Source organism: Kitasatospora sp. NPDC005751 (genome assembly GCF_040630835.1).
GTDB lineage: Bacteria > Actinomycetota > Actinomycetes > Streptomycetales > Streptomycetaceae > Kitasatospora.
Map to the genome: position 1 here is coordinate 71,285 of NZ_JBEXYC010000019.1, position 18,425 is coordinate 89,709.

20 protein-coding genes are annotated in these 18,425 nt (G+C 73.9%); 5 read left to right on the plus strand and 15 right to left on the minus strand.

Annotated features, from left to right (window positions below; translation table 11 throughout):
* Positions 1–6: 6 nt before the first annotated feature.
* Positions 7–387 carry a transcriptional regulator gene (locus ABZ497_RS19270; protein ID WP_359806696.1) on the minus strand — a complete coding sequence of 127 codons (381 nt, stop codon included), beginning with the start codon at positions 385–387 and terminating at the stop codon, positions 7–9.
* Positions 384–980, minus strand: a complete 597-nt coding sequence (locus ABZ497_RS19275) for a hypothetical protein (RefSeq protein ID WP_359806698.1) — start codon at positions 978–980, stop codon at positions 384–386. The genes ABZ497_RS19270 and ABZ497_RS19275 overlap by 4 nt, the downstream gene beginning before the upstream one ends.
* A 271-nt stretch (positions 981–1,251) precedes the next feature.
* Between ABZ497_RS19275 and ABZ497_RS19280 the strand changes: the two genes are divergently transcribed.
* On the plus strand, positions 1,252–1,719 hold the full coding sequence (locus tag ABZ497_RS19280) for a MarR family winged helix-turn-helix transcriptional regulator (protein WP_359806700.1): 468 nt from the start codon (positions 1,252–1,254) through the stop codon (positions 1,717–1,719).
* A gap of 258 nt (positions 1,720–1,977) precedes the next feature.
* On the opposite strand, the gene ABZ497_RS19285 is transcribed toward ABZ497_RS19280, so the two are convergent.
* On the minus strand, positions 1,978–2,571 hold the full coding sequence (locus tag ABZ497_RS19285) for a TIGR03086 family metal-binding protein (RefSeq protein ID WP_359806703.1): 594 nt from the start codon (positions 2,569–2,571) through the stop codon (positions 1,978–1,980).
* 64 nt (positions 2,572–2,635) lie between these two features.
* Between ABZ497_RS19285 and ABZ497_RS19290 the strand changes: the two genes are divergently transcribed.
* The 3 genes from ABZ497_RS19290 (at position 2,636) to ABZ497_RS19300 (ending at position 5,102) form a co-directional block, all read left to right on the plus strand.
* Positions 2,636–3,436: a helix-turn-helix domain-containing protein gene (locus ABZ497_RS19290; RefSeq protein WP_359806705.1), complete on the plus strand. Its 801-nt coding sequence runs from the start codon at positions 2,636–2,638 to the stop codon at positions 3,434–3,436.
* 189 nt (positions 3,437–3,625) lie between these two features.
* Positions 3,626–4,024 carry a VOC family protein gene (locus tag ABZ497_RS19295; protein ID WP_352292756.1) on the plus strand — a complete coding sequence of 133 codons (399 nt, stop codon included), beginning with the start codon at positions 3,626–3,628 and terminating at the stop codon, positions 4,022–4,024.
* Between the two features lie 184 nt (positions 4,025–4,208).
* Positions 4,209–5,102, plus strand: a complete 894-nt coding sequence (locus tag ABZ497_RS19300; RefSeq protein WP_359806708.1) for a carbon-nitrogen hydrolase family protein — start codon at positions 4,209–4,211, stop codon at positions 5,100–5,102.
* A gap of 120 nt (positions 5,103–5,222) precedes the next feature.
* On the opposite strand, the gene ABZ497_RS19305 is transcribed toward ABZ497_RS19300, so the two are convergent.
* The 3 genes from ABZ497_RS19305 to ABZ497_RS19315 form a co-directional block, all read right to left on the minus strand.
* Entirely contained in the window at positions 5,223–5,909 is a 687-nt protein-coding gene (locus ABZ497_RS19305; RefSeq protein ID WP_359806710.1) for a rhomboid-like protein, read from the minus strand.
* On the minus strand, positions 5,909–6,301 hold the full coding sequence (locus tag ABZ497_RS19310; RefSeq protein ID WP_359806713.1) for a hypothetical protein: 393 nt from the start codon (positions 6,299–6,301) through the stop codon (positions 5,909–5,911). Before ABZ497_RS19310 ends, ABZ497_RS19305 begins: the two co-directional genes overlap by 1 nt.
* A 322-nt stretch (positions 6,302–6,623) precedes the next feature.
* Complete coding sequence (locus ABZ497_RS19315) at positions 6,624–6,998, minus strand: hypothetical protein (RefSeq protein ID WP_359806715.1); 375 nt, start codon at positions 6,996–6,998, stop codon at positions 6,624–6,626.
* Positions 6,999–7,513: 515 nt separating this feature from the next.
* Here ABZ497_RS19315 and ABZ497_RS19320 point away from each other — a divergent pair.
* Positions 7,514–8,017 carry a GNAT family N-acetyltransferase gene (locus tag ABZ497_RS19320; RefSeq protein ID WP_359806717.1) on the plus strand — a complete coding sequence of 168 codons (504 nt, stop codon included), beginning with the start codon at positions 7,514–7,516 and terminating at the stop codon, positions 8,015–8,017.
* A gap of 113 nt (positions 8,018–8,130) precedes the next feature.
* On the opposite strand, the gene ABZ497_RS19325 is transcribed toward ABZ497_RS19320, so the two are convergent.
* The 9 genes from ABZ497_RS19325 to ABZ497_RS19365 form a co-directional block, all read right to left on the minus strand.
* Positions 8,131–9,270, minus strand: a complete 1,140-nt coding sequence (locus tag ABZ497_RS19325) for an acyl-CoA dehydrogenase family protein (RefSeq protein ID WP_359806720.1) — start codon at positions 9,268–9,270, stop codon at positions 8,131–8,133.
* Positions 9,267–10,094, minus strand: coding sequence for an HAD family hydrolase (locus ABZ497_RS19330; protein ID WP_352292765.1), 828 nt, complete (start codon positions 10,092–10,094; stop codon positions 9,267–9,269). Before ABZ497_RS19330 ends, ABZ497_RS19325 begins: the two co-directional genes overlap by 4 nt.
* Positions 10,091–11,542, minus strand: coding sequence for a condensation domain-containing protein (locus ABZ497_RS19335; protein WP_329485258.1), 1,452 nt, complete (start codon positions 11,540–11,542; stop codon positions 10,091–10,093). The genes ABZ497_RS19330 and ABZ497_RS19335 overlap by 4 nt, the downstream gene beginning before the upstream one ends.
* 46 nt (positions 11,543–11,588) lie before the next feature.
* On the minus strand, positions 11,589–12,857 hold the full coding sequence (locus tag ABZ497_RS19340) for an MFS transporter (protein ID WP_359806723.1): 1,269 nt from the start codon (positions 12,855–12,857) through the stop codon (positions 11,589–11,591).
* A 108-nt stretch (positions 12,858–12,965) separates the two neighbouring features.
* Positions 12,966–13,715, minus strand: coding sequence for a class II aldolase/adducin family protein (locus ABZ497_RS19345; RefSeq protein WP_359806725.1), 750 nt, complete (start codon positions 13,713–13,715; stop codon positions 12,966–12,968).
* Entirely contained in the window at positions 13,712–14,431 is a 720-nt protein-coding gene (locus tag ABZ497_RS19350) for a dihydrodipicolinate reductase C-terminal domain-containing protein (RefSeq protein ID WP_359806726.1), read from the minus strand. The genes ABZ497_RS19345 and ABZ497_RS19350 overlap by 4 nt, the downstream gene beginning before the upstream one ends.
* Positions 14,424–14,687, minus strand: coding sequence for a hypothetical protein (locus ABZ497_RS19355; RefSeq protein ID WP_329485254.1), 264 nt, complete (start codon positions 14,685–14,687; stop codon positions 14,424–14,426). The genes ABZ497_RS19350 and ABZ497_RS19355 overlap by 8 nt, the downstream gene beginning before the upstream one ends.
* Positions 14,688–14,714: 27 nt before the next feature.
* Positions 14,715–16,181, minus strand: a complete 1,467-nt coding sequence (locus ABZ497_RS19360) for a class I adenylate-forming enzyme family protein (RefSeq protein ID WP_359806729.1) — start codon at positions 16,179–16,181, stop codon at positions 14,715–14,717.
* Complete coding sequence (locus ABZ497_RS19365) at positions 16,162–17,538, minus strand: nitroreductase family protein (protein WP_359806730.1); 1,377 nt, start codon at positions 17,536–17,538, stop codon at positions 16,162–16,164. The genes ABZ497_RS19360 and ABZ497_RS19365 overlap by 20 nt, the downstream gene beginning before the upstream one ends.
* Positions 17,539–18,425 lie beyond the last annotated feature (887 nt).

Consider the following 18,425-nt stretch of genomic DNA (forward strand, 5'->3'; position numbering starts at 1 on the left):
CCGTCGCTACGGAGTGCCGTCCTCCGCCGGACGGGCCTGCACGTCGTGTCCGTCATGCTCCTCGGGCCCCGGAAGCGCCGCTGGTCCTTCGAGTTGCCGGATCAGCGCCTTGAGCGCCGTGACCTCGTCGTGCAGCGCCTGCTTGCCCGCCTTGGTGAGATGGATCCAGGTGCGGGCGCGTCTGCCCTCGTAGCCCTTGTCGATCGTGACCAGGCCCGCCTTCTCCAGGACACCGAGGTGCTGGGAGAGGTTGCCGGCGGTGAGACCGAGCGTGTCGCGCAGGAAGGTGAACTCCACCCGCCGGGCTTCCTTGGCCACCGCGAGGATGCCCAGGCGCACCCGTTGGTGCACGACGTCGTCGAGGCTGCTGGTGGGATGCTCGCTCATCCGGCTGACCGGCTCTGGAACCGCTGCCGCAGGGCGAGGACGGCACTGCCGAGCAGCAGCACGCCCCCCGAGAGCAGGAGGTCCCAGCCGCCCCACGCGGAGGCGGCGGGGCGGTTGTCGAAATCGAGCAGCAGGGCCAGGTAGGCGCAGGTGATGGCGAGGAGCAGCCAGCTGCGTTCGATCCGGGCGAGCAGCAGCAGCGCCAAGCCGATCGATCCGGCCGGGCTCTCCACCGCGTTGTAGAGCGTGTAGAGGAACGTCGGTTCGCGGAAGTGGGGGTAGGGCGCCGTCCCCAGCGCCGCCCACACCTGGTAACCCGTGGTGAGCACGGCCAGGACGAGGCCGACGGCCAGGTAGGGACCGACCCGGGTGCCCACACCGAGCCGGGCGGAACGGCGCAGGTAGAACCAGCCGATCAGGGCGAACGCCAGCCCCAACGCCACCGGGTAGTACCAGATCGCCAGCCGGACGTTGTCGCCCTGGCCGAAGCGGACCACCGGCGCAGCGCCGAACCGCACCACGGCGAAGACCAGGAGCGGGAACCAGGCTCCGCGCTGCTCACGGCGGACGCGGCGGACCAAGTCCCTTTGCATCGTCAGGAGATGGCGAGGGTCGCCCGCGGCCGGGCCAGGATGAGTTGTCATGCAGACAGGTTTGCACAACAAACTTGTTCTGCATAGAGATCTCCTTGCGGTGCGCCCTCGGTGACGACGGATCCGGACCGGCGGCGTCGAGAGTGGCTCTGTCCGACCGGCTCGGGACGGCTTGCCTTCAACCGGACTTGAGGTTCTACGGTCTTCGTATGACCCGCCCGGCAGGTGCCGGGCCCGCGGATTCCACCTGAGCACCACGAGGGGACACCCCATGACGACCCAGCAGATGTCCGACGTCGAGCTCGCCGGCCAGCCCGCCGCGTACTGGACCGGTGTCGCCTACGAGTCGCTCATCGCGTTCACCCGGGCCCGGCAGGCCGAGAAGGGCTACACGCAGCCGCAGTTCTGGCTGCTGCGCAATCTGTCGGTGAACGACATCTCGCCCGACGGCGCGGGCATGACGCTGTCCGAGCTGCGGGAGGCGATGGCCTCGTACCTCCGGCCCGAGGACGACCTGGCGGCGGAGGCCGCGGTGCTCCTGGAGCGCGGCTGGCTGAGCCGGGACACCGGGGACCGGCTCCGGCTCACCGAGGAGGGGGAGCGGGCCCGCGTGGACCTGGCGCGCAACGCCCCCGCGATCCGCGCCGCGCTCCACGAAGGCATCGACGACGCGGACTACGTCACCGCCGTGAAGGTGCTCCGGCGACTGATCCGCAACGCGGGCGGGCGGCTCGCCTAGCGGCCCCTGGCCCGGGCGTCCGGCCCGGGCCAGGAGCGCACCACGGCCTCGGGCCTCCGCCCCGTGGCTCAGCCGCGGGTCTCGGCTGCGGGTCTCAGCCGCGGTGGAACACGACCTCCGGGCGGCACCGTCCGGTCGGCTGCCGGTGGCTCACGCCGCTCGTGGCCGCGCGAGGGCCGCTGCGCCGCCGTCGGTTCGCCCTCCTTCGGTTCGCCCTCCGTCGGTTCGGCCGCCGGACCGACGGCGGCGGTCGGGAACTCAGCCCGTGGCACGCTCCCAGCCCGGGTCGCGGCCGGAGGCGGCGAGGGCGCGGTCGAGGGACGAGGCGGTGGCGGCCACCGGCACCGCCTCGGCGAAGCCGCCGTACTGGCGGTAGATCTCGGCGTTCTCCTCGACCACCGTGAGAACCAGACGGGCCAGATCGTCGTCGACGTCCGCCTGCCGGCCGGTGGCCCGGGCGACGTCCCAGCCGTGGAGCACCATCTCCTTGACCACCATCCGGGCGACCGATGCCGCCGACACCGACATCCCGCCCAGATCGATCTCCCCCTCCCAGGCGGCCGGGTCCGACCAGGCCGCCACGGCACGGTCGAGCTGGTCCGCGTAGGCGAGCGCCCAATCGGGGTCGGCGGTGAAGTCGCGCGCCACCAGTTCCTCCGGCAGCGGCTCCCGGCGTGCCCGGCGTTCGAGGCCGTGGGAGGTGTACAGCACCCAGTGGTTGACCAGGGTCCTGGTGTCGAACGCGGTGCAGGGCGTCGGCCCGTCCAGGTGCTCCGGTCGGACACCGCGGGCGATGCGCGCGGCCTCCGCTGCGGCGCGGGACATGAGGGGGTGGAGTGCGTGACCGTTCATGTGCCGATCCTCGCCCCGGGGGCCGGGCGCAGTCTTGAACAAACGCGACGGCTAGCCTGGCGGCATGACCTTCCCGGACCTCGGACGCGGAGTGCTCCATCCCGACCGGGCCGCGGCCGCGATCAGCCTGATCCGGTACGAGCCCGCCCCGGAGCTGGCGCGTTTCGTCGAGTTCTACTGGCTGGTGCGCTGGAACCGTGACGGCCTGCCCGCCCACGAGCAGAAGGTGCTCGTCCACCCCAGCGTCCACCTCGTCCTGGAGGCGCCGGCGGCCCACGTCCACGGGGTCGGCAAGTCCCTCTTCGTCCGCAGGTTGGAGGGGACCGGCCACGTCCTCGGAGCCAAGTTCCGCCCCGGCGGCTTCCGCCCGTTCACCGACCGCCCGGTGGCCGACCTGACCGACCGGATCGTCCCGGCCGCCGAGGTCTTCGGCCCCGGGGCGGACCGGCTCAACGACGAGGTGCTCCGCGGTGCCGGGGACCTCGACGCCCTCGCCGCCCGGGTGGACTCCTTCCTGCTCGCCCGGACGCCCGCGCCCGACCCGGTGGCCGAGCAGGTCGCCGCGATGGTCGAGCGGATCGCCGGCACCACCGACCTGCGCCGGGTCGACCAACTGGCCGAGGAGTTCGGCATCACCGTGCGCCGCCTGCAGCGGCTGTTCGCCGAGTACGTCGGGGCCACCCCGAAGTGGGTGCTGCGCCGGGCCCGCCTGCACGAGGCCGCCGAGCGAGCCGACCGCGGTACCGACATCGACTGGGCGGCGCTCGCCGCCGACCTCGGCTACGCCGATCAGGCCCACCTCACCCGCGATTTCACGGCCACGGTCGGTACGTCACCGGTCCGCTACGCCTCGCGAAGGCCGTAACTCCGGCCCCCGGCAGGCGGGTTGCCGCCGCACCGAGGGCCCGGGCCGTTCCCTCCGCCGATGGGGTTCGAGCAGCGGGTGACCGGATCGCGGCCTGCCCGGAATCCACTCGCCGATACCGGGCCGATTCTGTCCGGTATCGGCCATAACGTGTGGTCGACAGCACGACGTACCCCAGGAGAAACACCCGTGAACCTCGTCTCGATCCGCGTCATCACGGCCGACGTCGCACGACTGGTCGGCTTCTACGAGCGCGCCACCGGCGTGACGGCGCAGTGGGCCAACGAAGACTTCGCCGAACTCACCACCGCCACGGCCGCGCTCGCCATCGGCAGCACCCGCACCGTCCCGCTCTTCGCGCCCGGCTCGGCCGAGCCGGGCGCGAACCGCAGCGTCGTCATCGAGTTCCTCGTCGACGACGTCGACCGCGTGCACCGCGACCTGACCGGCGTCGTGGAGGACTTCGTCAACGAGCCCACCACCATGCCCTGGGGCAACCGCTCGCTCCTCCTCCGCGACCCCGACGGCAACCTGGTGAACTTCTTCACCCCGGTGACCCCGGCCGCCCGGCAGAAGTTCGCCCGCTGACCTCCCCGGTCCGGAACGGCGAGCCGCGGCACCCGGAGGGCGGGGCCGCGGCTCGTCCGCACGGGCCGGGGCGCGGGACGTGGGCCGGTCGGTGGCCTGATCCGCTCGCGCGGGATCCGGTCATCGGCGGCCCGTCCGCGGCCGTTCCCCAGGGCCGGCGAGCGTGGCGTTGTATCGTCGCCCGATGGCGAGGACATTGCGGTTGGCGGTGGCGCAGAGCACGGTCCCGGAGGACCCGCGGGACGGGGAGGCGATCCGGGGCGCCGGGCGGCAGATGCGGGCGCTGATGCGTCAGGCGGCGGGTGCGGGCGTCCGGTTGGTGCAGTTCCCGGAGGGCTCGCTCGTCTACCCGGACAAGCACGTGGTCGCCGGCCGCCCGGAGGGAGGCCTCGGCCCGGCGAACTGGGAGGGAGCCGCCTGGGACGTCCTGCGCGAGGAGGCGGAGGCGGTCGCCGGGCTCGCGGGGGAGCTGGCCCTGTGGACGGTGTTCGGCTCGATCCACCCCCTCACCGCCCCCGGCCGCCCGCACAACAGCCTCTACGTGGTCTCGGACCAGGGCCGCCTCAGCGCCCGTTACGACAAGCGTTTCCTCTCGCACACGGAGCTCTCCCACCTCTACACCCCGGGCACCGACCCGCTCGTCTTCGACGTGGACGGCATCCGCTTCGGAACCGCCCTGTGCATCGAGGCGAACTTCCCCGCCCTGTTCGCCGAGTACGAGGCCCTGGACGTCGACTGCGTCCTGCTCTCCGTCATGGTCGACGACGCCGCCCGCGCCACCCTCGCCCAGGCCTACGCAAACCTCCACTCCTACTGGCTCGGTTACGCCCTGCCCGCCCAGTACAGCGCCACCGTCCCCGCCGGCCTGGTCGCCCCGGGCGGCCGCTGGCTCGCGCGCTGCCCCGGCGACGGCCGGCCCGGCCTCGCCATCGCCGACCTCGACCTCGACAGCACCGAGCCCGACATCCACACCGCCCTGCACCTCGTCCGCCCCTGGCGCCGCCTCGCCCGCACCGGCCTCTACGACGGCCACACGGCGGCCGACGACCCCCGCAGCGTCGATCGCACCGCGTTCTGACGGCAGACGATCCCGTCCCGCGGGCACGGGCTCCCGGTGTCCCCGGCCCGGCGCCCCCGCGCGTGGGACGACCTGCGGCGGCCGGCCCGTCGAGGGGCCTCCACCGGGAGCGGCGGCGCCTCAGCGACGAGGGCCTCCGGACGGCGCCGGCGCCGCGCCCGGACGGGCCCGGCGGGCCACGGGTGGCAGGCCGAGCCGGTGGGCGCCCGCGATGGCCAGGCCGGCGGCGAAGGCGAGCACATGGCCCACCGCGGACACCTCGCCGTCCCCGAGCCCGGACAGCAGGTCCGGTGCGGCCACCGCCAGCATCACCAGCCACACCGCCCGCGACCACGCCGGACGGGCCACTACGATCGCCACCGCCAGCGCGGCGACCACCACGTAGGACGGGCCGGTGTCCAGCACGTGCGCCTCGGCGGCGGGCAGTTCGCCGTGCTCGATGCGCCACCACACCAGCGCCTCCGTCAGCCCGGTCGCGGTCAGGTGGGCCAGGGCCAGACCCGCCACCGCGCGGCGGGCGCCGAGTGCCGACACCACGGCGAACACGGACAGCGCGAAGACCGGCCACACCCAGAGGGTGCTCTGCGGTACGAACACGGACACCGTCAGGGCTTCCACGGGGTGCCCCGACGGCCAGAGGCGCAGGTTGTCGAGGTTGGTCGACGCCCACTCCCGCAGTGCCAGCACCCGCTCGGGCGGCAGCAGCCGCAGGACCGGCCACATCACGGCGAGCACGGCGACGAACCAGAACGCCGGGTTCCGTATCAGCCGCCGCAGCGAAGCGCGCGTCGGGCGCGGGCCGGCCACTACCGGGCGCGCCGCGGCCGCGGACCGCCGACGAGCGCGGCGCCCGCGGCGACGGCCACCGCACCGGCGGCCATCAGCCCGTGGCGGGAGCGCCAGGACAGCACCGACCAGCGCGAGTTGGCGGACAGCAGTGACCCGAGGGAGAGCCACGACCCGGCGGACAGCACGGACAGGGCCGAACCGGCGGAGCCGATCGACAGCACGCTGCCGACCGACCCCACCGAGAGCACCGAGCCGACCGAACCGATCGACAGCACCGAGGCCACCGAGCCGATCGAGAGGGTGGAGTCCTCGGACCACCGGGACCACGAGGGCGAGGACGACACGGACGAGGCCGCTGCGGCCACCGAAGCCGACAGAGCCGATGACGAGGGATCGTTGCGTTCCGACATCCGCCGATCGTATGCCGCCCCGGCTCCGCCCGCCCCGCCCCGGCGGCCCCTGGCCGTGGACGGCCCGCGAAGATGGTCGGCCCCCTCGCGCTCGTCGACGCGAGGGGACCGGCCACCAGCGTACGGGTGGTGCGGGCCGGAGCCGGCCCCGGCTCCTCCGCTGCCCGCGGGAGACCGGCCCTTGCCGACCGGACGGGGCACCGGTGCCACCGGCCGTCCCGTTACCGGGCTTCTCCGTCCGCCGAGGGGAACCCCGGCCGACGGGCTTCTCCGTCCGCCGAGGGGAACCCCGGCCGCCGCCGTCGCACCGGGACGCCCTGCGTCACAGCGGGGTGAGGACGTCCTGGTGCAGCCCGTCGAGGACGAAGCCGCTGTCCAGCCGGACCCGGACCGTCACCCGCCGCCCCCGCTCCCGGTACGCGGCCCACGCCGGCTCCAGCGCGGCGATCTCCGTCTCCAGCCGCTCCCGGCTCGCCGCCGGCATGGTGTGTCCGTAGTCCTCGAACAGTGCCTTGAGCCGCTGGTACTCGCGGACCTCCGTGCTCTCCGGGAGCTCCCCGTCCACCCACTCCACGGTGCCCTCCGCCCCGGCCCCCAGCGAGAGGAACCCGACGGCGGCCCCGGGTTCCCCGGCGACCGCCTCGCCGATCGCCAGGTCCTCGGCCAACCTCACGCGTCGGCCCTCGTCCAGGGTCATCCGTTCTCCGCCTCTCCGTCGGTCACTGCCACCGGCGCGGGCGGCCTGCGGCCAGGCCATTATCCGTCGGTCCCCGGCCGTCGACGCCGGGCGCCCCCGGGCGGGCACGCCCGCCCGGCCTCCGGTTGTCCGGTGCGGCGCAGCGTACGCCTGGGGGCGGTTTGGGCTGGGCCGTTCGAGTGGCGGCGGGGTTCGGTGCCCCGGCGACGTGGGCAGAGCCTGCGGCATGACGACTCCTTCGACCAGTGGTCCACTACGCCGGCGCCGTCCGGCCTCCCCGGCCTCCCCGGCCGCCCCGGTCCGCGTGGCGAGGCCGGCGGCACCGGCCCGGCCGCGCGTGACGGGCGGGTGCTGTCGGACCTGGTCCAGCCAGCACTTCACGCCGGGCGGCGCGGCCGTGCGCACGACCTGGCACGAGATGGCGTGCCGGGCCTGGACCCGGCGGTGACCACCGGGCGGGGGTGCGGGGGAAATCCAGCAGCCCGGATGCCCGCGCGGTGCTACGGTCGGGCGCCATGAACTGGCTTCCCGACGACTTCGTCCACCCCGTCCTGGTGCCGCTGCCGGGTGGCGGTCATCATCTGCGGCCGATCCGGGAGGCGGACACCCCGCTGGACTATCCGGCGGTGATGGGCTCGCGCGAGCGACTGTGGACCCTCTTCGGTCCGGCCTGGGGCTGGCCCGCGGCCACGATGACCTACGAGGCCGATCAGGCCGACCTGTTGCGGCACGAGAAGGAGATCGCCGCACACCAGTCCTTCAACTACGCGCTGTTCGACACGGCGGAGACGGCCCTGCTGGGCTGCGTCTACATCGACCCGCCGGAGCGGGCCGGCGCGGACGCCGAGATCTCCTGGTGGGTGGTGGACGAGCTGGTGGGCAGCGGGGTCGAGCGGGCGCTGGACGCGCTGGTACCGGAGTGGATCGCCGCCGACTGGCCGTTCGGGCGGCCGCGCTTCGTCGGCCGCGAGATCTCCTGGTCGCGCTGGCTCGCCCTGCCGGCGCACCCCGGCGCGTAGCACCGGGGTGCGCCGGAGCGTCCCGCGGCGCTGTCGGGAGTCCGGGCCCGCACGGGAGAGCGTGACGGTGTGGTGCGCCCGACCGGCCCGGCCGGGCGCACCACACCGCGGTGTCAGGCCAGGCCCTGGGCGATGACCAGCCGCTGGATCTGGTTGGTCCCCTCGACGATCTGCAGCAGCTTGGCCTCACGCATCCAGCGCTCCACCGGGTGGTCGGCCACGTAGCCCGCGCCGCCGAGCACCTGGACGGCGTCGGTGGTCACCTTCATCGCCATGTCGGTGGCGAAGAGCTTCGCCTTGGCCGCCTCCAGCGAGTAGGGCAGGCCGGCGTCCTTGAGGCGGGCGGCCGCCAGGGTGAGCGCCCGCGCGGCGGCGACCTGGGTGGCCATGTCGGCCAGCATGAAGCCGATGCCCTGGAAGGAGATGATCCGCTCGCCGAACTGCCGGCGCTCCTTGGCGTACCGCACCGCGTAGTCGACGGCGGCCTGGGCGAGGCCGACCGCGCAGGCGGCGATGCCGAGCCGGCCGCAGTCCAGCGCGCCCATCGCGATCAGGAAGCCCTTGCCCTCGCGGCCGATCAGCCGGTCCGCGGGGACCTGGACGGAGTCGAAGCCGATCTGGGCGGTGGGGGAGGACCAGACGCCGAGCTTCTTCTCCCGCTCGTGCACCACCATGCCGGGTGTGCCGCCGGGCACCACCAGGCAGGAGAGGCCGCGGGCGCCCGGCCCGCCGGTCCGGCTGAACACGTTGTAGAAGTCCGCGTAACCGGCGTGGGTGACCCAGGACTTGGTCCCCGAGATCCGGTACCCGCCGTCCTCCTTGACCGCCTTGGTGGTGAGCGAGGCCGCGTCCGACCCGGCCTCCGGCTCGGACAGGCAGTAGGCGCCGAGGAGTTCGCCGCCGAGCATGGCGGGCAGCAGTTCCTCGCGCTGGGCCCGGGTGCCGTAGGTGGCGGTGCCGAAGCAGGCGAGGTTGTGCACGTTGACCGACTCGGCCACGGCGAGCCAGTGGTAGGCGACCTCCTCCAGCGCCTGGAGGTAGACCTCGTACGGCTGCCCGCCGCCGCCGTACTCCTCGGGGTAGGGCAGGCTCAGCAGTCCGGCCTTGCCGAGGGTGCGCACGGCCTCCCGGGGGAACTCGTGGTTGGCCTCGAACTCGGCGACCCTCGGGGCGAGTTCGTTGGCGGTGAGGTCCCGGACCAGGTCGAGCAGGTCGGCGGCCTCCTCGGTGGGCAGGATGCGCTGGACCTTCATCGGGCCACCTCGGTGAGCGTCGGGTGCTGCGACCGCAGCAGGTTCTCCAGGACGACGGCGACGCCGTCCTCCTCGTTGGAGGGCGCGATCAGGTCGGCCTCCGCGTGCAGGGCGGGGTCGGCGTTCGCCATGAACACCCCGCGGCCGGCCCAGCGGATCATGTCCAGGTCGGTGCGGGCGTCGCCGAAGGCGATCACCTCCGAGGGGGCGATGCCGCGCCCGGCGCAGAGCTTCTCCAGCGCGGCGATCTTGCTCACCCCGTGGGCGACCAGGTCGACCACACCGCTGTGGTGGTGGGAGACGGTGACCAGCCCGCCGAGGATCTCCTCGACCTCCGCGGTGTCGATCTCGCGCAGCCGGGGTGTGACGGCGAAGAGCTTGAGCACCGGGACGTCGATGGTCTCGGGGTCGGCGCGGTAGGACTCGCCGATCAGCAGCGGCTCGGGGTAGTCGGGTGCGTAGCCGACCCGGCGGTCCGCCAGCATCCAGCCGATCCTGGCGTCCGGCAGCGCCCGCTTCAGCCGGGCGGCCGTCTCGCGCGCGGTCGCGGCGTCGATCGTGGACGCCTCGGTCAGCTCCATCGACGGCACCTGCCAGAGTGCGGCGCCGCCGCAGCAGATCGCCTCGCCGGTCAGGTCCAGGGCCTCGACGATGTACTCGATGGCGGCGGCGTGGCGGACGGTCACGAAGACCGTCTCGATGCCCTGCTCGTGGGCCAGGGCGACGGCGCGGCGGGTCCGCGGGGCGACCGAGTAGTCGGGGCGCAGCAGGGTGCCGTCGAGGTCGACGGCGATCAGTCGGGGCAGGTCGGGGGTGGCGGTCATGCGGGGAGCTCCTCGATCGGGGTGCCGGGCGCGTCCACGCCGTGCTGCAGGAACGCGTGGATCAGGCGGACGAAGCGCGTGGACCAGTCGCGGCCGTAGAGGTCGTGGCGGTACCGGAGTTCGAGCGCGATGCCGTCCTTGCGCTGGTAGCCGATGACCCGCAGGCCGCCGCGCGGGACTTCGGGCATCGGGATGCCGATCGGCTGCACGCCGAGGCCGGTGGGCTGGAGCAGCGGCTCGCGCTCGTCCTCCACCATGTCCATGTCGAAGTTGAGGTAGATCGGCACGCTGCCGGGCTCGCGGAAGCGGATGCCGTACTGCTCGGGGGCGAGTTCCCGGCTGATCAGCGAGAACGGGATCCGCTGGTGGCGCATCGCGTTGAACAGCGTCTGCGCCTCCAGGCGGACGAGTTCGCCGAACGGCGTCGCGCCGGTGAAGCGGGTGCGGAAGGTGGCCGGGGTGGCCACGTAGCCGACCATCGCGTCGGTCTCCGGCCGGGTCCGGTTGGCGAGCGAACCGAAGGTCGCCACGTCGCCGGCGGCGTCCTCGCCCACCGTCTCCAGGCGCAGCCGCCACATGGCCGCCTTGAGCGCCGCGGAGACCACGACGGCCGAGGTCACCCGCTCCTGGGCGGCGAACTCCTCGACGGTGGCGCTCAGTTCCGGTCCGATCGGTTCGAGCAGTTTGGTCACGCCCGGCTCGGCGCCGGTCGGCGCCTGCGGGTCGGCCAGGCCGGAGGCGGGGATCGGGGTGATGCCGTCGAGCTGCTTGCGCCAGTAGCCGAGCTGGCGCTCCAGCTGGACGCCGTCCAGGTGGCCGTGCTGCCAGAGCGCGAAGTCGGGGAACTGGACGCCGAGTTCGGGGAGCGCGGGGACGGCGTCGCCCTGCTCGGTGGCGTAGATGGTCAGCAGATCGTTGATCATGATCCGGGCCGACCAGGCGTCGAAGACGATGTGGTCGGTGGTCATCGAGAGCACGTGCAGGCTCTCGCTCACCCGGCCGAGCACGGGGCGGAACAGCGGTCCGGCGGCCAGGTCGAAGGGCTGGTTGGCGTGCTCGGCGAGCAGGGCCAACACCCGCGGCAGGCGGGTCTGCGCCGGCTCGTCGGGCGCCTCCAGGACGGGTAGGGCGCGCGGCTCCGGCGGGAGCAGCAGCATCACGTGCTCCTCCCCGGCCGCCTCGTCCACCTCGGGGAAGACGGTGCGCAGGGTCTCGTGGCGCTCGGCCAGCAGGTTCAGACTGCGCTCCAGCAGGGCGACGTCGAGCGGCCCGTCGAAGCGCAGGCCGAGCGCGATGTTGTTGTTCACCTGGTGCACGTGCCGGCCCCAGAGCAGGCGCTCCCGCTGGGTGTGGGTGGCCGGGACGGCCGCGCCCCGGGTGGCGGGGCGGACCTCGGTGGAGGTGTTGGGTTCCGGCCGGGTGACGTGGACGGTGGTGGGGATCGTCATGGTGTGGCGGTCCGTTCGCAGGGAGAGGCCCGGGGCGGCCGGGGAGTCAGGCGGATCGGTCGGACTTCGGGTGCAGCGCGGGGTGGGCGAGCAGGGGCAGCAGCAGGACGATCGCGGACAGCGCGCTCAGGGTGGCGAAGCCGAGGCGTTCCAGGACGACGCCGGACAGTGCGGCGCCGGCGGCCGCGGCCAGGTTCATCGCCATGTCGGAGAACCCCTGGGCGGCCGGGAGTTCGGCGACCGGCACGCTCTCGGAGAGCAGGACCGAGGCCGCCACCAGCACCGCCGACCAGGAGAGCCCCAGCAGCGCCAGCGCGATGGAGAGCTGGACGACGTCGTCGCCGTCGGCGGTGCCGCAGAGCCACAGCGACAGCAGCATCGCGGCGGTGCCCCCGTAGAGCACCGGGGTGCTCCGGAAGCGGTCCACGGCCCAGCCGAACAGGGTGGAGAAGCCGTACATCCCGGCCAGGTGGCCGCTGAGCACCATGCCGATCACGCCCAGGCCGGTACCGGCGTGGTGCATGTGGATGCCGGTCATCGACATCACGGCGATCATGACCAGGTGTCCGGCGACGATGCTGAGGATCGCCAGGACGGCCGGCCGGTTGCCGCGCAGCGCCTTCAGCATGGTGCGCAGCGGCGGCGGCTTCTCCCGTTCCCCGGCCTCGTCCTGCCCGCGGGCCAGCAGCAGCGGGTCGGGGCGCAGCAGGACGGCGATCGCGGTGAACGCGATCGCGAAGCCGACGACCGCGAACAGGTAGGTGCCGGAGAGCGGCGGCAGGCCCAGGTGTTCGGCGATCGCCGCGCCGGGCCCGGTGAGGTTGGGGCCGATCACGGCGCCGACCACGGTGGTGGTGAGCACGAGCGACATCGCCCGGCCCCGGTGCTGCGGTTCGGCCAGGTCGGCGGCGGCGAAGCGGGCCTGCAGGCCGGTCGCCCCGGCGGCGCCGTAGAGCACCATGCCGACCAGGAACAGCGGGAAGCTGTGCGCCACGGCGGCCACCACGCAGGCCACCGCGCCCACCGTGGCGGCCAGGTAGCCGGTGGCCAGCCCGGGCCGGCGCCCCCGGACGTGGGTGATCGCCGCGATCGCCCCCACCGCGGCCGCGCCGCCGAGCGTCGCCGCGGTCTGCGACAGGCCGGCGAGGGTGGCGCTCCCGCCGAGGTCCTCGGCCAGCAGGCTGGTGACGGCGAAGCCCGTGGCGATGCCGCTGCCGCTGATCACCTCGGCGACGACGAGCGTCCGGACGGTCCGTCGCTGCACCCGGGCGCGGTCGTGGCGCGGCGGGTCGGTGGTGGTGGTCAAGGTCGGCATGGCGCTCCGGCTCTGTGTGTGTCTGCGGGGTCTGTGCGTGTCTGCGGGGGTGGTGGGGGGATCTCCGGCCGCCCCGAGGGGCGGCCCGTGGCGGGCCGGGCCCGCGGGTCAGCCGCGGGCCCAGTCGGCGGTCTCGGGCCAGTGCCGGCCGACCCGGCGGACGGCGTAGTCCCAGTACGAGCGGACGGAGAGGTCGGCGTAGATGAAGTCCTGCTTGGCGGCCACGTCCTGCTCGGTGGACCAGGCGTACGGGACGCCGGTGCCCTCGGCGGTCAGCTGAAGCCGGCAGGCGCGCTCCAGCACCTGGGCGAAGACGGCGGCGTGCCGCACGCTCTTGCCGACGATCACGCCGCCGTGGTTCCGGAGCAGGACGGCCGGGTGGTCGTCGAGGTCCTTGGCGATGTGGTCACCGGTCTCGATGTCCAGGACGGTGTTGCTGGTCTCGGTGAACAGCCCGATCCGGTCCCGGAAGTACGCGCCGTCGTGCGAGATCGGGCGCATCGGCAGGTCGGTGGCCCCGAACAGCAGGGTGTACGGCGCGTGGCTGTGCACAATGCCGTTGACGTCCGGGCGCGCCCGGTAGATCGCCTGGTGGAGCGGCAGCTCCGGGGGCGCCAGTGGCGGGGCGGGCAGCGTGTGGTCGACCGGGCAGCGGACCACGTCGGCGGGGGCGGCCTCGTCGAAGCCGACCAGGGCGCCCTTGATGAAGAACTCGTCCCGGCCGGGGATCCGGGCCGAGATCTGGCCCTGGTTGAAGTCGTCGTGCCCGTCGAGGGAGAGCATCCGCGCGCCGACCGCGACCTGGAGGACGAGCCGGCGTTCGGCGGGGCTCAGCGGCCGCCCCTCTGCGGTGGTCATGGCGTGCTCCTTGCTGTCAGGTCGTCGTAGACGGTCCGCATGGTGACCAGGCCGGGAGGCGCGGTGCGGGCCCAGTCGGCGGCCGTCAGCGCACCCCTGGCCGGCACCGCCCAGCTGCCGACGTGGTGCCGTACGTGCAGCGACTCGCCGTCCCAGGTGTGGGTCAACTCGTGTTCGCTGACGGGGAGTCCGGCGCGCTCGTCGGCGATGTCGGCCACCTCCCGGCCGCTCGCGCCGGCCCAGGCCCGGGCCAGGACCACGGCGGTGGCGCTCGGCCGGTGCGCCTTGCCGATCGGGTGCCGCTCCCGGACGGTGGTGGTGGCCGCGCCGAGCGGACCCCTGGTGAGGGCCGCGGTGAACTCGGCGATGCGCAGCTGGAGGTAGTGGGCGAAGGAGAGGTTGGTGGCCCGGACCACCGGGACCACCGTCGCCAGCTCCGCCAGGGACGTCCACTGGGCGTCCGTCAGGTTGGAGACGCAGGCGACGAGCGGCACCCGGTGCGCCGCGCAGTAGTCGAGCACGGCCGGGTGCGCGTCGGGCGCGCTGGCGTCCACGAGGACGTCGGGCACGGCGTCGACCTGCCAGCCGCCGGCGCGGGAGGCGGTCAGCGAAACCCGCGTGCCGTCCGCCCGGCAGGTCGCGAGCAGCGCCGCGCCGAGCCGCCCGCGACCGACGACGCCCAGGGTGGGGCCGCCGGTCGCGGGTGCCTCAGGCATCGGCGCCGACACCGCTGGCGACCACCAGCGCCGCGACGCTGTCGATGGTCTCGTAGTGCTCGGCGTCGACCTCCGGGTCCAGGTAGACGCCGAGGTCGTTCTCGATGCTGTCGATCAGGCGCATGTAGGAGAGCGAGGAGAAGCTGACCGCGCGCAGCGAGTAGCCGGCCTCGGCGAGCTCGCGGGCGGTGAAGCTGCCGTCGCCGGCCGCGACCGCGAGGTCGAGGATCTTGGTGTGGAGGGAGCTGTTGTCCATGGGGTTCTCCTGGGCTGGGGGAGGGGGTCAGTTGCTCTGGGCGTCGGCGAGCAGCCGCCGCAGGCGCTCGACGGAAGGCTTGCCGATCGAGTTCACCGGGATCCGGTCCACCAGGTGGAGGACCGAGGGCACCTTGAAGGAGGGCAGCACCGCCGAGCAGTGGCTGCGCAGGGACTGCGCGGTCGGACCGGGCCCGACGGCGACGACGGCGGCCAGGATCGGCTCGCCGTGCCGGCTCTCGGCCTCGAAGGCGACCGCGTCCAGCACCCCGGCGGCCTCGCGCAGCACCTCGGTGACCTCGATCGGGTCGATCTTGCGCCCGCCGACGTTGACCAGCCGCCCGGTGCGCCCGGTCAGGTGGAGCACGCCGTCGACCAGGTGGCCCTGGTCGCCGGTGCGGTAGCGGCCCTCGGCGTCGATCCGCTCCTCGAAGACGCCGGGCGCGTTGAGGTAGCGCGAGCCCATGGACTCGCTCCGGACCCGGACGCCCTGCTCGTCGGCGATCAGGTCCACGCCGGGCAGCGCGCTGCCGAGCCCGGTGCCGTCACCGTCGGCCGCGTAGGTCAGGGGCCCGGCCTCGGCCACGCCGTAGTAGTTGTGGACCGGTACGCCGGTGAGCCGGGTGAACTCCTCGCGGACGCTGTCGCGCAGCGGGGCGCCGGAGGAGATCGCGGCCCGGACACCAGTGAAGCCCCCGGTCGAGGAGCGCCGCACGATCGACTCGTACAGTGCCGGGAACGCCACCAGGCGGGTGGCGCCGGTGCTCTCCAGCAGCCGCACGATCCGGGAGGCGGTCGGCAGGCCGCGTGACAGGTGCAGCGAGGCACCGGGCAGGAAGGCCGCCAGCAGCGAGGTGTTGAAGGCCAGGCCGTTGGAGAGCGCGGCCAGGCAGGCGATCCGGTCCGGGGCCGAGAGTCCGGTGCCCTCGGCCCAGTTGCGGGCCGCCGCGAGCACGGCCGTGCCGGAGAACTCGATGCAGTTGGGCCGGCCGGTGGAGCCGGAGGTGAAGCGGCACACCTCGGTGCCGGGCAGCAGCGGCGGGGGAGGGGTGGCGGAGCGGCGCACCCGGCTGACCGTGAGGGCGCCGAACTCGCCTCCCGCCGTCAGGACTTCCGCGGTGACCTGCTCGACGTCGGCGTCCGGCGCGTGGATCAGCAGGTCCAGCCCGCAGTCCTCGGCGATCCGGGACAGCTCGAACGGTCCGAAGGCCGAGTCGGCCAGGAAGGGGACCGCGCCGGCGAACAGTGCCGCCAGGTAACCCACCACGTAGTCGGTGGAGTTGGTGGCGTACAGGCCGATCCGCAGTCGGTCGCCGGCCACGCCGTACGGGGCGAGCCGGGCGGCGGCGGCCCGGGCCCGGTCGGCCAGTTCGGCGTAGCTGAGCGACGCGTCGGGGTCGGTGACCGCCACGCGGTCGCCGTGGCGGGCGAGGGCGTCCGTGAAGGCGTGGGGAAGGACGGCGTTCATCGTGGCCTCACCGCTCGTTCTGGGCATGGGCGGTGGCGAGCCGGTCGAGCTTGACGCCGGAGTCGTCCGGGCGGCCGAGCATCAGGACGTAGAGGATCTCGTCGCTCTCCGGCAGCCCGGCCAGGGTGTGCCAGAGCGCCGCGTCGAACCCGCCGACGCCGGTCACGCCGATCCGGGCGCGGTTCGCTCCCAGATAGAGCAGCTGCCCCAGGGCGCCGCAGCGGAAGGCCAGCTCGCGGAGGTCCTCGGCGCCGGCGGCCGAGTCGCCGGCGCTGTCGGTGAGCGCGGTGCGCGGTGCGTGGAGCAGCACCACGGCGGCGGCGCCGGCGAGGGTGCGCTGCCGCATGCAGGCACGCACCACCTCGTCGGCGGAGGGCAGCCGGCCGGTGCGCCGCGCGCCCTCGCCGGTCAACGGGTGCACGGCGTTCTGCCCGGGTTCCTCGGCCGACCGCAGGACCAGGGTGGCGCCCATCGGCGAGGCGGCCGGCAGGTCCGTCCGCACCGGCGTGGAGAGGGCCGAGACGGCCTGCCAGACGTCGGCCGCGGGGACGGTGCCGGGAACGAACGCCTTGCTGGAGGCCCGCGTGGCGAGCAGCTTCGGCCACTCGGAAGGATCGCCCAGACCAGGCTGCCCACCGCCCGCCCGCCGGCGGTCGCGCAGGTCCGCGAGGGGGGCGAGGGCGTCGGGTGCGCCGTCCGTCCCGGGGTGCTCCGCCCGCGCGGAGAGGGAGTCCCAGCAGGTCTGCTCCAGCCAGGACCGCCAGGTGGGCGCGTGTCCGTCCCGGGCGGCGCCGTCGTGCACCGTCCAGCGGGTCCAGGCGTCGTCGGCCTCGGCCGCCGGTACCAGGAGGGCGGAGTGCACCTCCCGGCAGTTCTCGCCCGCCTCCAGCAGGTCCGAGAGGGGCAAGCGGGGGAAGCGCAGCCGCAGCGTCCCCGGCGCGCCCCGGCCGGTGGTGGCCAGCAGCAGGTTCCCGGCGGCGTGCCCGGCGTCGAGCTGGGTGTACAGGTAGCCGCGGTCGCCGTACTTGCGCATGGACAACCAGGGCCGGGTGAGGGTGACGATGACCGCGCCGCCGTCTCCGGGGATCGCCAGCGTCGAGGCGTGCAGTGCTCCGGCGACGTCCCCGGTGGCCAGCCGGGTGCAGGTACGGCGGTCGGCGTCGACCCGGAAGGCGGCCGGCGCGCCGTTCTCCATGGTGAGGACGGCGAACTCGTAGGGGTACACGGCCCCGGCGGACGGGACCGCCCGAGCCCCGTGCGACCTGCGGGAACGGTCGGCCCGGCTGGTCAGCGCGCCTTCCTCCAGCAGGGACAGCGCGAGTCTGAGGCCCGGAGCCGCGGCCGGCTCGGCGGGCGACTCGGACGGTGCCGCGGGCAGGGCCATCCGGGCCCACATGTCGGCTTCGAAGTCCGGCGGCGCGTGCTCGGGTCTACGGGCGAGGGGTACTGCTCGTACGGCGGGTATGGCTGATGTGTCTGCATTGCCTTGCACGTCTGACGAAGCCTCATCTCGTCTGGTGGCACGGCCGACCGGGCCTGCGAGAGGGCAGGCGAAAGCCCCCCGGCCAGTTCGGCAGATGGCATGCGGCGGCTACAGGGAACTGTGTACAGACTTCGACATGACTGTGCCGCCCGCGTCATTGCGGGCGTCGACAGCCCGTCCCCCGTGAACGGCCTGTGTGAAGTGGATGAATCACCTGTTCCGCGCCCTGGGTAAGCGGCGGCTGGCGATCATCCTGTGGCACCCACGTGAGCGCTGTCAAGGATTGGCGTAGACCATCGAGGGACTGTTCGGCGGCCCCCGGCGGGGCGGTCGCGACCTGCCGAAAGTGACCGTGGCGCTGAGCTGGCGGTCACTCAAATCGCTTGTCGCGGAGGTCGGTTCGCGGACAATACCGACATTGGACCCAAGCCCCCCGTCCCGGGCGGCGCGACCGGCGCCGGCCGGAGCGCTCGCTCCCGGCGGCGGCGGAGACCCACCCACGCGGTCGCTTGACGACCCGCGTGTCCGCCCCCGGTGTCCGCCCCGCCGGCCGGACGCCGGGCCGGCGCAGACCGGTCGGTCCGCGCCGCCCCCGCCGATACCGCGGGACAGGTATCAGCGGACCGGCCCGACGGTGATTCGAACCGGAACGGAGCCGGACGGAATGTCCCTCGGCCTCGGCCGAGAATCCGTCAAATACCCTGGGTGAAACGGCGCGAAGTGTGTCCGAGGAATTTCCGGTGATCGCCGGAACGGGCGATATCCGGCGTGGGCCGGATTCCCTGGTC